The organism is uncultured Granulicatella sp. (genome assembly GCF_963528315.1).
Taxonomy (GTDB): Bacteria; Bacillota; Bacilli; order Lactobacillales; family Aerococcaceae; genus Granulicatella.
In genome coordinates, this window is record NZ_CAURVV010000038.1 from 1 (window position 1) to 15058 (window position 15058).

Here is a 15058-nt window from a genome sequence, read left to right on the forward strand (position 1 = left end):
TTATAGCATAGGTAGTATCTTTTTGTCTTTTTTTCGTACTTTGTTTCAAATAAAAATTCATGGCTCTTTTTGTATTGAGGGGATGAGGGTGCGTAAGGTATTATCTGTTGTAGCTTACGACGCTAGTAGCCTTGCTTGTGCGAGTCTCATAGTTTAGCGGCACAATGATATTGTCATTGCTCTTTTCATAAGAATATTTCATATGAGATTTTCATAGGAAGAGATGAGGAGTTTATTAGAATTTGGGAAGAATTTATTGTAAGCGCTTGAAACAGATTGCTTGTGTGCTAAAATAATAGTGATAAAAAATAAACCAAAAAGGGTGGAAAATCATGAAAAAACAAAGCAAGGCAATCTTATCCTCACTTGCAGTAGTTGCTGTTTTAGGTGCATGTTCTCCAAAAAACTCTACAGATGGGGCGAATGACTCAAACGCAAAGGATAGAACATTTGCAAAGGAAGTTACTCATGAAGGAACACCAATAAAAGGTGGAACATTAAAATATGCCATCGTAAGTGCATCTCCTTTTAATGGACTTTTTATTGATGAATTAGCTTCAGATTCAACAGATACTGCACTAGCAGGTTATGTTGATGGAACAATGTTTGAACATGACGAAAATCGTAAGCTAGTGAACTCTGGTTTAGCATCACTTGAATTTGATGTTCCGGGAAAAACTGTGAAAGTAACATTGAATTCTAAAGATTATAAATGGTCTGATGGACAACCAGTTACCATTGATGACTATATCTTTACTTATGAAGGAATTGGAGATAAAGATTATACAGGGATTCGTTATGATGCGAATTACAAAAATATCGAAGGAATGGAAGAGTTTCATAATGGTGAAGCGTCTAGTATTTCTGGACTAGAAAAAATTGATGATTATTCAGTGAAAATTCATTATAAAGAAATGACACCATCTATGAAGTTGGCAGGAGGACCAATTAGTCCTTATATTATGCCTAAGCATATTTTCTCAACCATTCCTGTAAAAGATTGGGAACAAAGTGATTATGTTCGTGGAACAAAAGTAGTAGGATTAGGTGCGTTTACGATTGAATCAATCGTTCCTGGGGAATCAGTAACTTATAAAGCAAATGAGTACTATTACAAAGGAAGACCAAAATTAGATAAAGTAGTAGCAGAACTTGTATCTCCAGATAGTATTGTTTCTGAAATGAAGGCAGGTAAGTATGATATTGCTTCAATGCCAAGAGCTCAATTTGATACTTATAAAGATTTAACGAATGTGACTCTATTAGGTAGCGAAGATTCTGCTTATGAATATATTGCATTCCAATTAGGAAAATGGGATGAAGCCATTAGTAAAAATGTGATGAATCCAAATGCAAAAATGTCTGACCCAGTTTTACGTCAAGCAATTGCTTATGCATTAGATATCGACCAAGCAGGAAAGAGTTTATACAATGGATTACAACGTGGAACCAATTCATTAATTATTCCATTCTTCAAAGATGTTTATAACAAAGACCAAGAAGGATTTGCTTATAATCCAGAAAAAGCTAAGAAAATGTTAGATGATGCAGGTTATAAAGATGTAGATGGTGATGGATTAAGAGAAAATAAAGATGGTTCTAAATTAACGATTAACTTTATTGCTCGTACTCGTGATGATGCGAATGAATCATTAATTCAACAATATTTATTATGGTGGAAAGAAATTGGATTAAATGTTCAATTAGTTAATGGACGTACAATGGAAGTGAATAGTTTCTATGATAAAGTAGAAGCAAATGACCCAGAAATTGATATGTATACTGCAGGATGGAATACAGGATTTGACCCAGATCCAACAGGGTTATATGGGGAAGATGCGAAGTTTAACTTTACTCGTTTTGTAAGTAAGGAACAAACAGATATCTTCAATAAGATAAATTCTGAAGCTGCATTTGATGATGCTAAAAATATTGAATTTTATAAAGAATGGCAAAAATATGTGCATGATCAAGCGTATGTATTTCCAACTTTAATTGGGGATCAAATTACAGCTGTGAATAAACGAGTGAAATATTATAGTACGGATATCGCTTCGAATAATCCAAAAAATGCGATTAATGAAATGGAATTAGTTGCGGATACTCCAGTCAAATAAGATATAGAAATTGACTTTTAGCAAGTAGTAAAGGACGCTAGCTACTGTTAAAAGTCTTTTTCTAATTATAATTATATGAAATAACTATAGCTTTAAATAAGAAAAAATTAATTTTCCAATTTTGAAAGAAAAAGTAAATAAAACATGCAATTTTGAAACCATTTTTATGAAAAATATGAGGAAATAATTAAAAAAATCTTTATAAAATCATAGGAATTTTAAAAGAATCGTGGTAAAATAAGCATACGTTATTTTAAAAAATGGAATTGTCATACAATTTGCATTTTCGTTTAAAAATACGTATAATATCAATAATGTTTAAAAGAAAATTATTGAATTTGAAATAAAGTATGACAGACATACGAAGGTTAAAATGTTAACCATTCGATTCAGACAAAGGAGGACGAAGATTTGGCTATCGATAAACCATTATTAGAAATCAACGATTTACATGTTGGATTTCGTATTAAAGATGATTTTTATGATGCAGTTGATGGTGTTTCATTATCATTAGAGAAAAATGAAATTTTAGCAATTGTAGGGGAATCTGGATGTGGTAAATCTACATTAGCAACAACTATTATGGGTTTACACAATAAATTAAATACTAAAATCACTGGGGACATTATTTATAATGATGTAAACTTAGTGAATTTAAATGAAACTTTATATAATAAAATTCGTGGAAATGACATTGGTATGATTTTCCAAGATCCATTGGCTTCATTAAACCCATTAATGACCATTGGTGCTCAAATTGATGAAGCATTATTATATCATACAGACTTAGATGAAAAACAACGTACAGAACGTGTATTAGAATTACTTGCACAAGTAGGGATTCCAAATCCACAACGTACATTTAAACAATACCCGCATGAATTATCAGGTGGGATGCGTCAACGTGTTGTAATTGCGATTGCATTATCATGTAAACCACCAATTATTATCGCTGACGAACCAACAACAGCGCTTGACGTAACGATTCAAGCACAAATCTTAGATTTATTAAATGAAATTCAAGCAGAAACACAATCAGGAATTATTTTAATTACGCACGACCTTGGGGTAGTTGCAGAAACTGCTGACCGTGTAGCCGTGATGTATGCTGGACAATTCGTAGAGATTGCTCCTGTAGAGGAATTATTTACAAATCCTAAACATCCATATACTCGTTCATTATTACAATCAATTCCTCAAGCTGGTTCAGAAGGACAAGAGTTACACGTAATTGAAGGTACTGTTCCTCCATTACCAAGCTTACCACGTACAGGATGCCGTTTTGCTCCTCGTATTCCATGGATTTCTGCAGAAGAACATGAAGAAAATCCAACATTACACGAAGTTGGTCAAGGCCATTTTGTTCGTTGTACATGTTACAAAAATTTCCATTTTGAAGGGGAGGAAGCATAATGGGTTTTGTTAGAATTGAAGATTTAAAAGTGCACTATCCAATTAGAAGTGGCTTCTTTAACCGAGTGACGGATCATGTTTATGCTGTTGATGGCGTTACATTGGAAATTGAAGAAGGAAAAACTTATGGACTTGTAGGTGAATCAGGTTCTGGTAAATCAACAATCGGTAAAGCAATTATCGGTTTAGAACCAGTAACAAGCGGTAAAGTATTATATGAAGGACAAGATGTGACAAATAAAGCACGTCGTCGTACTTCTGACTACAACCGTAATGTACAAATGATTTTCCAAGATTCATTATCAAGTTTTAATCCTAAAAAACGTATTTTAGATATCGTTGCTGAGCCATTACGTAACTTTGACCGTTTATCTCCAGAAGAAGAACGTCGTAAAGTTATTGAATTAATGGAAATCATTGGTTTATCTGAAGAAGCATTATTAAAATACCCTCACCAATTCTCTGGTGGACAACGTCAACGTATTGGGGTAGCTCGTGCATTAGCAAGTAATCCACGTTTAATTATTGCGGATGAACCAGTATCTGCTTTGGACTTATCAGTACAAGCGCAAGTATTAAACTACATGAAACGTATTCAAGATGAATTTAACTTAAGTTATTTATTCATCTCTCATGACCTTGGGGTTGTAAAACACATGTGTGATGAATTATTCATTATGTATCGTGGACGTTTTGTTGAAACAGGAAAAGCAAATGATATTTATGCAGACCCTCAACATATTTATACAAAACGTTTATTATCAGCCATTCCAGTTATTGACCCAGTAAACCGTGAAGCGAACAAACTACGTCGTATTGAAGCTGAGAAATTCTATCAAGAAAATCAAACAATGTACTATGACGAAAATGGTCGTGTATTCGATTTACAACAATTGTCAGATTCGCATTTTGTTGCGTTGAATCCGTCAGCAAAGGGAGGTAACTAGACTATGTGGAAAACTATATTACGTCGTGTGCTACTAATGTTGCCACAAATTTTAATTTTAAGTTTATTAGCATTCTTAATTGCTAAGATGATGCCAGGGGATCCATTTACAGGTTTAATTACTCCTGAAACAGACCCAAATACGATTGAAGCTTTACGTGTGAAAGCTGGATTCTATGATCCATGGTATATTCAATATGTTCGTTGGATGGGTAAAGCATTACAAGGAGACTTTGGACAAAGTTATACTTATAAATATGCTGTTACTAAATTAATTGGTGAACGTATTGGTAACACAGTTTGGTTATCATTATTAACATTAATTTTAACGTATTTAATTGCATTACCTTTAGGGATGATTGCAGGACGTTATCAAAACTCATGGGCAGATAAGTTAATCGTTGTGTATAACTTCATTACTTATTCTATTCCAACATTCGTATTTGCCTTAATCCTATTATGGTTATTTGGTTATACATTAGGTTGGTTCCCAACTCGTGGTTCAGTTGATTCAGGTGTATCACCAGGATCTATTGGTTATTTAATTAATCGATTCCACCACTTATTATTACCAGCATTAACAATGGCGATTTTATCAACAACTGGTACAGTTCAATATTTAAGAACTGGGGTAATTGATGCGAAGAGTCAAGACTATGTTCGTACAGCTCGTGCTAAAGGGGTTCCTGAAAAAGTGGTATTTAACCGTCACATTTTCCGTAACTCAATTTTACCAATCGCTGCCTTCTTAGGATATGAATTCACAGGCTTAATCGGTGGTTCAGTATTTATTGAAAACATCTTCTCATATCCAGGAATGGGGAACTTATTCGTAAGTTCAATTTCATCTCGTGACTATTCTGTTATCTTAGCGTTGTTATTACTATTTGGTACAGCAACACTATTAGGAACATTATTATCTGATATTATTATGAGTATTGTTGACCCTAGGGTTCGCGTACAATAGAAAAGGAGGAGTAGCAAATGGCGCAAGATAAAAAAGATGTAACAAAAGAAAGCACCGTATCTACCCCACCTACTGGGTTCCAGGTTATTGTGCGAGAATTTTTAAAAGATAAAATTGCTCTTGCAGCATTAATTATCTTAACTTTAATTTTCTTATTTATTTACATTGGTCCGTTCTTCATTAATGAAGCAACTGCTTTGAAAGTAAATATTTTACAACGTTATAAAGCACCAGGTGTGAACGGTTATTTATTAGGTTCTGATGAAGGAGGTCGTGATGTATTCGCGATGTTAGTTATCGGGGCTCGTAACTCTGTAACAATTGGTTTCACGATTACAATTTTAACTTGTATTATCGGGATTATCGTTGGTTTAATTTCTGGTTACTATGGTAAATGGGTTGATACTACATTAATGCGTATTGTTGATTTCATCATGATTTTACCAACATTAATGATTATCATCGTATTCGTAACAGTTATTCCAAACTATACATTATTCCACTTTATTTTAATTATGACATTGTTCTACTGGGTTGGTTCAGCTCGTTTATTCAGAACTCGTACGTTACAAGAAGCTAGTTTAGATTATGTAAATGCATCTAAGACTTTAGGTTCTAGTGATTTACAAATTATGTTCCGTGAGATTTTACCTAACATTAGTTCATTAATCATTGTTAACTTAATTTTACGTTTAGCAGGGAACATTGGTATTGAAACTGGTTTAACATACTTAGGTTTCGGTTTACCATATACAACTCCTTCTTTAGGAACGTTAATTTCTGCAGCTAAAACGCAAGATATTATTGAAAACAAAATGTGGGTATGGTTACCTGCAACAATTTTAATCTTAGTAATGATGTTATGTATCAACTACATTGGACAAGCATTCCAACGTGCAGCGGATGCTCGCCAACGTCTAGGTTAAGAAATATAAACAGACTTCTCTATTATAGTAGCAAAGGACGGCAGCAAACCTTTGGTTTCATGCCTAAACTTTGAGCCTAAGGTCTCAAAGTTTCCTAGTACAAGTAGCCAAATGTGGCTACTTGTACGTTTGCTACTATGAGAAGTCTTTTTTTGTTTTACCTTTTTGGTTGTATAAAAATGTATTTTTTTGTAAAATAGAAGGGCTAATAATTTTAATGGAGGATTTATGAAAGAGAAATTTAAGAAATATCAACATTTAGTGAAGCCTTATGACATTATTATTGTAATTACCTTATTTATTTTATCGTTTTTACCTAATGCAATTTTTGCAGTACAACAGATGACGACTCCAACAGAGGAAGCTAAGATTTACGCTGTTGTTACGATTAATGGTGAAGAAGTGCAACGTTTTGAATTAAAAGAAGATACTCCGAATGAGGAATTTATTTATTTTCCCAGTGATGATCAATATAATATTATTGAAGTAGATGGGACTAGAATTAGAGATAAGGAAGATAATAGTCCTGATCAAATTGCCGTTAAAACGGGTTGGATTTCAAGAGTAGGGCAAACGAGTATTTGTTTACCGCATGGGTTAATGATTGAGATTGTTTCGACTCAGGAACCTACGGAAGAAACGGATACTATCATTCCATTGTAAAAGGATACGAATTAGACTTCTTTGATATAGTAGTATAGGACGCCAGCAAACCTTCGGTTTCATGGCTAAACTTTGAGCCTAGGTCTCAAAGTTTCCTAGTAACAGTAGCCACAAGGTGGCTGCTGTTACGCATACTGCTATAAGAAGTCTATTCTGTTTTAACGGATATTTATGAGAGAGTGAATAAAAGTTTTGACTTCTTTGATAGTAGTTTAGGACAAAGCTGCTATAAGAAGTCTTTTTTGTTGTTTAATAAATGGTAAAAAGTTGTTCTATTATTTGTCAGTTAATTCTATTCATGATACGATAATATTATATTGAAATTAATAGAAATGAGAGAGTTTTATGAATGAAAATCAACCATTAGAACCACAAAAAATTCCTTCTCGACATGAAAAAAAAGAAGAAGAAATGGGCTCAAATGAAAAATGGTATAAAAAGATTTGGAATCATCCGTGGTTTAAAAAAATTAGAGAATTTTGGAAAAAGTATCATGTTACTAAATTATTTCTGACAATTTTTCTTACATTTACAGCGTTCTTTTTAGTTTATTTAGTATATGGAGCAAAAACTGCTGATGTGAGTGGATTAAGAGCAGGAATGATTCAAGAAACTGTGATCTATGATGAAGCTGGTCAAGAAGCTGGTGCATTAAATATTTCCAAAGCAGAGTACGTACCTTTGAACGAAATCTCTACTTATATGAAAGATGCCGTATTGTCAACAGAGGATAAACGTTTCTATGAGCATAAAGGATTTGATCCAATTGGGATTTTGCGTGCCTTTGCTGGAGTGATTATTCATCGAGGAAATATTGTCGGTGGAGGAAGTACATTAACACAACAATTAGCGAAAAATGCATTTTTAACATTAGATCAAACATTACTTAGAAAAGCAAAGGAATTGTTTTTAAGTTTTGAAATTGAAAAACACTATACAAAAGATCAAATTTTTGAAATGTATTTGAATAATGCTTATTTTGGAAATGGAGCTTATGGTATTGAAAATGCAGCAAGGCGTTATTTTGGAAAAAGTGCTGCAGACCTAGCTTTAAGTGAATCAGCAATTTTGGCAGGTGCTTTAAAGGCGCCAAGTTATTATAATCCAATTGACAATTATGATGCTACATTAAAAAGACGTGCAACTGTATTGAGTTTAATGGTGAATAACGGGAAAATTAGTGAGCAAGATGCAAATATTGCAGGAGAATCTGAAATTTCACTTGTTGATAATTATGTAGCTAACTCAAGATATCGTTATCCTTATTATTTTGATGCTGTAATTAATGAGATTACTCAAAATTATGGGATTAAGGAAGAGGATTTATTTAATAAAGGGTATCGCATTTATACGGGATTAAATCAAAAACTGCAAGCAGATATGGAAGAAACTTTTGGGAATACACAATTATATCCTGCTTATGATGATGGGACAAAAGCTCAAGCAGCTTCGATTGCAATGGAACCTCAAACAGGGAATGTTTTAGCAGTAGTTGGAGGAAGAATTGATGGTGCAGGGAAACATACATTTAGAGGTTTTAATCGTGCAACACAAATGAAAGTTCAACCTGGTTCAACGTTTAAACCTTTAGCCGTCTATACTTTAGCTTTAGAAGAAGGATATGAACCTAATTCAACATTAGTAGATGAAAAACGTTCCTATGGTCCTGAAAAATATACTCCAGAAAACTGGAATCACCAAAATAAAGGTACGGTGACAATGACAGAAGCATTAAGCTTAAGTTGGAATGCTCCTGCTGTATGGCTATTAGATCAATTAGGTTTGAAAAAAGGTGTCGAAAAAGTTCATCAATTTGGTATTTCAACAGTTCCAGAAGATGAATATTTAGGAATTGCTTTGGGTGGATTAACAAAAGGAGTCTCTCCAATGGAAATGGCTTCAGCTTATACTACTTTTGCTAATAAAGGTGTACGTGCTAAGGGAAGATTTGTGACGAAAATTGTAGATGCTACTGGTGCGGTAATTGTTGATAATACTACTCCTCAAACAAATAAAGTGACAAGTGAGTCTGTTGCTGATAAGATGACAAGTATGTTACTTACGGTTTATGCACCTGGTGGTGGGGGAGCAAATGCTGCTCCTGCAGGTTATACAATTGCTGGAAAAACAGGTACCACGGAAACAGTTAATGGAGAAGATGGTGCACGAGATCAATGGATGATTGGTTACACACCTGATATGGTTGTTGCTACTTGGATGGGTTATGATGATTCTGCTAAATATTCATTGGCGGTATCAAGCACCCATGGAGTTGGTCCTTTATTCCAATTAGAAATGTATGGATTATTAAGTACATATCCAAAAAATACACCATTTGGAGTAGCACCTGCTGCGACTGCTGAGAAAAAAGATTCGTCTTTAAATGTAGATGATTTGATTCAAAAAGCAGAAGAAACAGGAAAACAAATATGGTCTAAAGTTCAAGAATGGACTGGGCAATTATGGAAAAAAGTTGGGCAATAAAAAAATAAGAATGCTAAATTATTATTTAAAATTAAAATTGTCATCAAATTGTTATATAACTGCTCATGAATTGAAATTAAAGAAGTGTATAATTGACAGAAAGATTAAATAGGGGGAAATCTATGAAACATAAAAAGTTATTATTAGGCTGTCTTTCAGCTTTAACACTATTTACTGTTGGAACATATGCTAATTCAACTACAGCGTATGCTGAAGATACAGTAGTTAGTGGGAAATACATTTCTGATAGTAAAGAAGCGATTATTAATCGAATCAATGAAATTCGTAAAGAAGCTTTTGAAGAAGGTTTAGTCGATCGTTATGTGCCGATTAAATGGTCAACAGCTTTAGAAAAAATTGCTGAAATTCGTTCCGTAGAAGCTTCTGTTTTACTTGCTCATAGTCGTCCTAATGGAGAAAGTGATCCATTTAGTATTGTTAAAGATAATGTGAGAAGTTATGGGGAAAATTTAGCTTGGAATAGCACAGGGGTTTTGGAAGGTATTGAATATTTCTATGGCGAAAAAGCTGCTTATGTAAAATCCAAAGTAAATAATCAACCATTAGAAGTAGGAGAACAAACAGGGCATTATTGGAATTTAATTCGTCCAGATTTTACTCATACAGCATTAGTAGCTTTCCAAAAAGAAGGTAAAGGTGTGATTACTGCACAAGCATTTACCAATACAGAATGGCTAAAAGGAAATGGCTTTGATACGAATTTATCAGAAGACTATTTAGGTCATAATGGTGAAGCATCTGTAAATATTACAACTGGTGGTAAGATTGCCAAATCACCTTCTAAGCAAACTAAAACTGTAAAACAAGCAAATAAAACTGTAGAAAATAAAGTAGTCACAAAATCTGCTAGTGAACTGAAAGAAACAACAACTGTTTTAAATGGTTGGTCAGATCGCAGTTATTATAAAAATGGAGAAAAAGTAATTTCTCAATGGATTTATGATGCGAATTATTCTAGTTGGTTTTATCTTGATGCCGATGGAGAGTATTTAGAGAATTCTTGGAAGGGCGATTACTATTTAGAAGCCGGCGGCTATATGGCTAGTGGAGAATGGATTTATGATACAAATTATCAAAATTGGTTCTACTTACATGGAAATGGGAAATACGCTCGTGAATATTGGAAAGATTCATACTATTTAGGTCAAAATGGAGCATTAGCTCGTGATACATGGATTGGAAGCTACTATGTAGATGCAACGGGTAAATGGAATCCAGAAATGTAATTGAATGGAATGTCAATAAAAATTAGAATTTTATCTAATTTTTATTGACATTTTTTGTTTCTAGCAGTAAAATTCTAATAAAGTTAGATATTTATCTAATATTACTAGGAAGTGAGGTTGAAATTTTATGGATATCATATTCAATAATGCAAATTTTAGGAAATTATGGTTTAGTAGTACATTTGCGGGAGCAGCGAGCAATATCATTCAATACGCATTGTCTCTCTATGTATTAGATAAGACGGGTTCTGCAACAGCTTTTGCTAGTATTCTTTCGATTATTATTATTCCTCGAATATTATTTTCTCCAATTGCAGGAGTGTGGGGAGATCGAGTGAATCGACAAAAAGGATTAGTTTATACAACACTGATGACAGTTATTACCTTATTGATTTTTGGAGTGGGAACTTATGTAACGAGTAATTTATCTTTAGTAGCTATTTATGGATTAGTGATTATTTTAGAATTAGTAGAAGTTTTTCAATCGGGTCCAATGATGAGTGTTTTGCCTGCGATTGTAGAAGAAAGTCAATTAGCTCTAGCAAATACTTGGATGCAAGTGGATAATGGAATTGTGAATATTATTACGCCATTTGTAGCAGCATTCATTTATTCAACTTTTGCCATTACAGGTTCTTTATTTATTTCAGGGAGTATTTTATTTTTAACAATGATTGGTTATGTATTTATGAAAATTCCTGAACGTAAAATTCAAAAGCAAATAGATGAAAAACAATCCGTTGTAAATAGTTTTTGGACAGAATTCAAAGAAGGCATTAAAATAGCGTTTGAAATTCCAAATCTAGTCATTGTCGTATTGCTTGCATTATTTATTAATTTTTTAATGTCACCTATTTTTGGAATTGTGATTACCTACTTTATTAGGGTAACATTAGAATTTTCGAATACAGAATTTAGTATGTTTCAGTCTTTTGTAGCAGTAGTCAGTATGATTTCTCCACTCATTGCGTATCGTTTAATCAAAGATAGTAAAGAACCCGTACACTTATTATTGAAATATACTGGGGGATTTGTTATTGGATTATTCGTGGTTATGTGTGGAACAATGGCTCATGACATTTTTTCACTGAATCAATGGATGTCGTTAGCGGGTATTATTGTAGGATTTATCCTTGTTTCTGTTTTAGCAACGTATATTAATATTCAATTATCAACTTTAGGTGCTAAAATGGTTCCTGAACAATTTTTAGGAAGAATTGGAACAACGATGGGGATGTTAGCTACGATTTCTGTTCCAATTGGGCAGTTAGTATTTGGAATTATTTTAGATAATTTTAATGCAACAGTGTGTTTAGCTGTTTCTATTGTTGGATTAGTGGTATTCTTAATAGTAGCAAATAGAATGTACCAAGATTCTAGTAAGGAGGGGGAAAATGCAATTTAAACAAGAGCAGATGGAATTTGTGAATCAATTGCTATATCCAATATTAATATTGAAAAAGAATCGAGATGAAGAACGTCCTTCAACACAGTTAGAGCAACAATTAGAAGATATCGTTGAAGAAATGAGACATATGAGTGTTCCGTTAGAAACATATATGGACAAGATTCTGTATTTCTATAAAGATGATGTTTTACGTATGTTCTTCATCAATGTAAAAACACTACTTCGTTATCGTTCTTTTGACGAATACGTTGAGTTTTTACAGTCTATGGATGAAGTTCTAATCAAGAAGCAATTAATGACGAGTATTGTAAAACAAGATGAAGAAGAACTAGTTGTTGAAGATAAAGTAGAAGAGCTTGTAGGAAATCAATTTGCATTTTTAGATTTTTTAAAGTATTTACCAATTGATGATACTTTACGCTGGAATTATTTTACGATTATGTCGCAACCTAAAAAGTTTGTAGAAGATTTTATTTCATTACATCAAACGATTAAGCCGATTTTTGATAAAGTGTATGCAGAATATTTACCGATTTTAGAAAAATCTTATACGGAATTTGAAGCTACGATTCGTGAACATCCAACGATTTTAGCAGAGGCTTTTACTGGAACAAAGGAAATTAAAGAAATAGACTGGACTTCAGATGACATTTCAGTCATACCAACATTACTATTATCGGATTTCTTTTTTCAAGATTCTGAAATTTTATTATTAGGGGCAAAATCGTTAGAAGTGATTCAACATTTTATCCAAACTCGATTAGATAAACAACAAGAACGAATTAATGTTTTTAAGAATTTAGGAGATAAAACAAGGTATCAAATTTTCTGCGAGATTGCCAAAGGTACAAAGAGTGTTAAAAAAATTGCGGAACAATTAGGGATTACATCGGCTACAGTTTCCTATCATATTAATGAATTAGTCTTATCTAATTTAGTAGTTCAAGGTTGGAATAAGAAGGATTGTCTAAAAGCAATTCACACCGAATTGATTACAGAAGTGATGAATGGATTAATGGAAGATAGTTTAATGACGAATACTGTAGAGAATGAAGAATAATATGCTATAATAGCAATACAAAAGAATGTATGGAGGGATACACATGAGTGATGTAAAATTAGTAAAACGTAGTGAAGTCGATCAATCCATTACTTGGGATATGACATTATTATATCCAAGTGATGAAGCATATCGTACAACATTAAAAGAAACAGAAGCTCAATTAAAGAGTTTCAAAGAAAAATATGAAGATAAATTAGCAGATTTAGAAGTATTAACAGCTGCTACTGAAGAATATGAAGCATTATATGAAACATTCTACCGTTTATCTCATTATGCAGAATTACCAATGACTGTAGACCGTTTCAATGATACAGTGGTTGAAAATGCGACATTATTTGAACAATTAGCTAGTGCTTGGGCACAAAATATGAGTTTCTATGATACTGAAATCGTAGGATTAGAAGAAAGTTTATTACGCCAATTTGTGGAAGAAAAACGTCCAGATTTAGCATATTTTATTGAAAAAATTATTCGTGTTAAAGCACATACTTTATCCAAAGATGCAGAACAAGTTTTATCAAATATGTCTAGCTTACCAAGCTTCTATCAATTATATGAAGTAACAAAACATGAAGACATGGAATTTGATTCATTTGAAGCTGATGGAAAAACTTATGAAAATAGTTTTGTTTTATATGAAAACTTACATGAAATGGATAATCATACAGAAGTTCGTCGTAATGCAGCAAAAAGTTTCTATAAAACATTAAATCGCTATAAAAATACTGTTGCAAATGAATACATTTCAACGATTAAAAAAGAAAAAATGCTTGCAACAATGCGTGGATACGATAGTGTCATTGATTACTTATTAGACAAACAAGATGGGGATCGTGAATTATATGACCGTCAAATTCGTACATTAATGACGGATTTAGCACCACATATTCAACGTTATATTCGTTTATTAGCAAGAGAACATAATATTCAAGATATGCAATTTGCAGATTGTAAAATCAATTTAGACCCTGAATTTGAAGTAGATATGTCTATTGAAGAATCTAGAGATTATTTAAAGAAAGCTCTTGGAATTTTAGGGGAAGATTATAAAGATATGATCGATGAAAGTTACGACAAACGTTGGACTGATTTCCCACAAAATATTGGTAAGAGCACAGGTGGATTCTGTGCGACTGTTCCAAAAGTAGCTAGTTATATTTTATTATCATGGACTGGAAAAATGAATGAAGTATTCGTATTAGCTCATGAATTAGGGCATGCGTACCACTTTAAACGTGTTGGAGAAGAGTTAACAATGTTTAATAATGAATGTTCATTATACTTTGTAGAAGCTCCATCAACATGTAACGAAGTTATTGTTTCAAATTATTTATTGAAAAATAGTACAGATGCTCGTTTCAAACGTTGGGTCATTAGTAACATGATTAGTCGTACTTATTTCCATAATATGGTCACTCACTATTTAGAAGCAGTATTCCAAGATCGTATTTACAAAATGGTTGATAATAATGAGATGTTAAATGCAGATGTGTTATCTAAAGTGAAACGTGAAGTAATGGAAGAGTTCTTTGGGGATAGTCTTGTAGTGAATGAAGGGGCAGAATTAACTTGGATGCGTCAACCTCACTATTATATGGGATTATATCCTTATACTTATTCTGCTGGTTTAACAATTGGTACAGCAATTGCGAATAAGATTGAGGAAGATCCTTCTCAAGCGCAAGTTTGGAAAGATACATTAGCATTAGGTGGTAGCTTATCTGCGAAAGATTTAGCACGTCATGCTGGATGTGATGTTTCGACAGAACAACCACTAAAAGAAGCCATTGCATATGTAGGAAAATTAGTGGATCAATTATACGA

The 15058-nt window shown here is 33.0% G+C and carries 11 protein-coding genes; all 11 read left to right on the forward strand.

Going from position 1 to position 15058, the window contains the following annotated elements:
* Positions 1 to 332 precede the first annotated feature (332 nt).
* Positions 333 to 2117: an oligopeptide ABC transporter substrate-binding protein gene (locus tag RYK07_RS07210; protein ID WP_314853172.1), complete on the forward strand. Its 1785-nt coding sequence runs from the start codon at positions 333 to 335 to the stop codon at positions 2115 to 2117.
* Between the two features lie 411 nt (positions 2118 to 2528).
* Positions 2529 to 3530: an ABC transporter ATP-binding protein gene (locus RYK07_RS07215; protein WP_314354185.1), complete on the forward strand. Its 1002-nt coding sequence runs from the start codon at positions 2529 to 2531 to the stop codon at positions 3528 to 3530.
* Positions 3530 to 4477: an ATP-binding cassette domain-containing protein gene (locus RYK07_RS07220; RefSeq protein ID WP_006702280.1), complete on the forward strand. Its 948-nt coding sequence runs from the start codon at positions 3530 to 3532 to the stop codon at positions 4475 to 4477. The genes RYK07_RS07215 and RYK07_RS07220 overlap by 1 nt, the downstream gene beginning before the upstream one ends.
* A gap of 3 nt (positions 4478 to 4480) precedes the next feature.
* Positions 4481 to 5443, forward strand: a complete 963-nt coding sequence (gene opp4B, locus RYK07_RS07225) for an oligopeptide ABC transporter permease (protein WP_314354182.1) — start codon at positions 4481 to 4483, stop codon at positions 5441 to 5443.
* Positions 5444 to 5460: 17 nt separating this feature from the next.
* Positions 5461 to 6369, forward strand: a complete 909-nt coding sequence (locus RYK07_RS07230; protein WP_006702282.1) for an ABC transporter permease — start codon at positions 5461 to 5463, stop codon at positions 6367 to 6369.
* Positions 6370 to 6597: 228 nt separating this feature from the next.
* Positions 6598 to 7032 carry a NusG domain II-containing protein gene (locus tag RYK07_RS07235; RefSeq protein ID WP_314853173.1) on the forward strand — a complete coding sequence of 145 codons (435 nt, stop codon included), beginning with the start codon at positions 6598 to 6600 and terminating at the stop codon, positions 7030 to 7032.
* A gap of 345 nt (positions 7033 to 7377) precedes the next feature.
* Complete coding sequence (locus tag RYK07_RS07240) at positions 7378 to 9516, forward strand: PBP1A family penicillin-binding protein (RefSeq protein ID WP_314853174.1); 2139 nt, start codon at positions 7378 to 7380, stop codon at positions 9514 to 9516.
* A 122-nt stretch (positions 9517 to 9638) separates the two neighbouring features.
* On the forward strand, positions 9639 to 10763 hold the full coding sequence (locus RYK07_RS07245; protein ID WP_314853176.1) for a hypothetical protein: 1125 nt from the start codon (positions 9639 to 9641) through the stop codon (positions 10761 to 10763).
* Between the two features lie 127 nt (positions 10764 to 10890).
* Positions 10891 to 12168 (forward strand): MFS transporter, encoded by a 1278-nt coding sequence (locus RYK07_RS07250; RefSeq protein WP_314853177.1) that lies wholly within the window; start codon positions 10891 to 10893, stop codon positions 12166 to 12168.
* Complete coding sequence (locus RYK07_RS07255) at positions 12158 to 13231, forward strand: winged helix-turn-helix domain-containing protein (RefSeq protein ID WP_314853179.1); 1074 nt, start codon at positions 12158 to 12160, stop codon at positions 13229 to 13231. The genes RYK07_RS07250 and RYK07_RS07255 overlap by 11 nt, the downstream gene beginning before the upstream one ends.
* Before the next feature lie 43 nt (positions 13232 to 13274).
* Positions 13275 to 15058, forward strand: a 1784-nt coding sequence (gene pepF / locus RYK07_RS07260; RefSeq protein ID WP_314853180.1) for an oligoendopeptidase F, incomplete at its 3' end; no start/stop codon positions are given.

Excerpts from the sequence above, each read along its gene's own strand:
- opp4B (WP_314354182.1), top strand. The coding sequence starts at position 4,481 with ATGTGGAAAACTATATTACGTCGTGTGCTACTAATGTTGCCACAAATT.
- RYK07_RS07235 (WP_314853173.1), top strand. The coding sequence starts at position 6,598 with ATGAAAGAGAAATTTAAGAAATATCAACATTTAGTGAAGCCTTATGAC.
- RYK07_RS07210 (WP_314853172.1), top strand. The coding sequence starts at position 333 with ATGAAAAAACAAAGCAAGGCAATCTTATCCTCACTTGCAGTAGTTGCT.
- RYK07_RS07255 (WP_314853179.1), top strand. The coding sequence starts at position 12,158 with ATGCAATTTAAACAAGAGCAGATGGAATTTGTGAATCAATTGCTATAT.
- RYK07_RS07230 (WP_006702282.1), top strand. The coding sequence starts at position 5,461 with ATGGCGCAAGATAAAAAAGATGTAACAAAAGAAAGCACCGTATCTACC.
- RYK07_RS07240 (WP_314853174.1), top strand. The coding sequence starts at position 7,378 with ATGAATGAAAATCAACCATTAGAACCACAAAAAATTCCTTCTCGACAT.
- RYK07_RS07250 (WP_314853177.1), top strand. The coding sequence starts at position 10,891 with ATGGATATCATATTCAATAATGCAAATTTTAGGAAATTATGGTTTAGT.
- RYK07_RS07245 (WP_314853176.1), top strand. The coding sequence starts at position 9,639 with ATGAAACATAAAAAGTTATTATTAGGCTGTCTTTCAGCTTTAACACTA.
- RYK07_RS07220 (WP_006702280.1), top strand. The coding sequence starts at position 3,530 with ATGGGTTTTGTTAGAATTGAAGATTTAAAAGTGCACTATCCAATTAGA.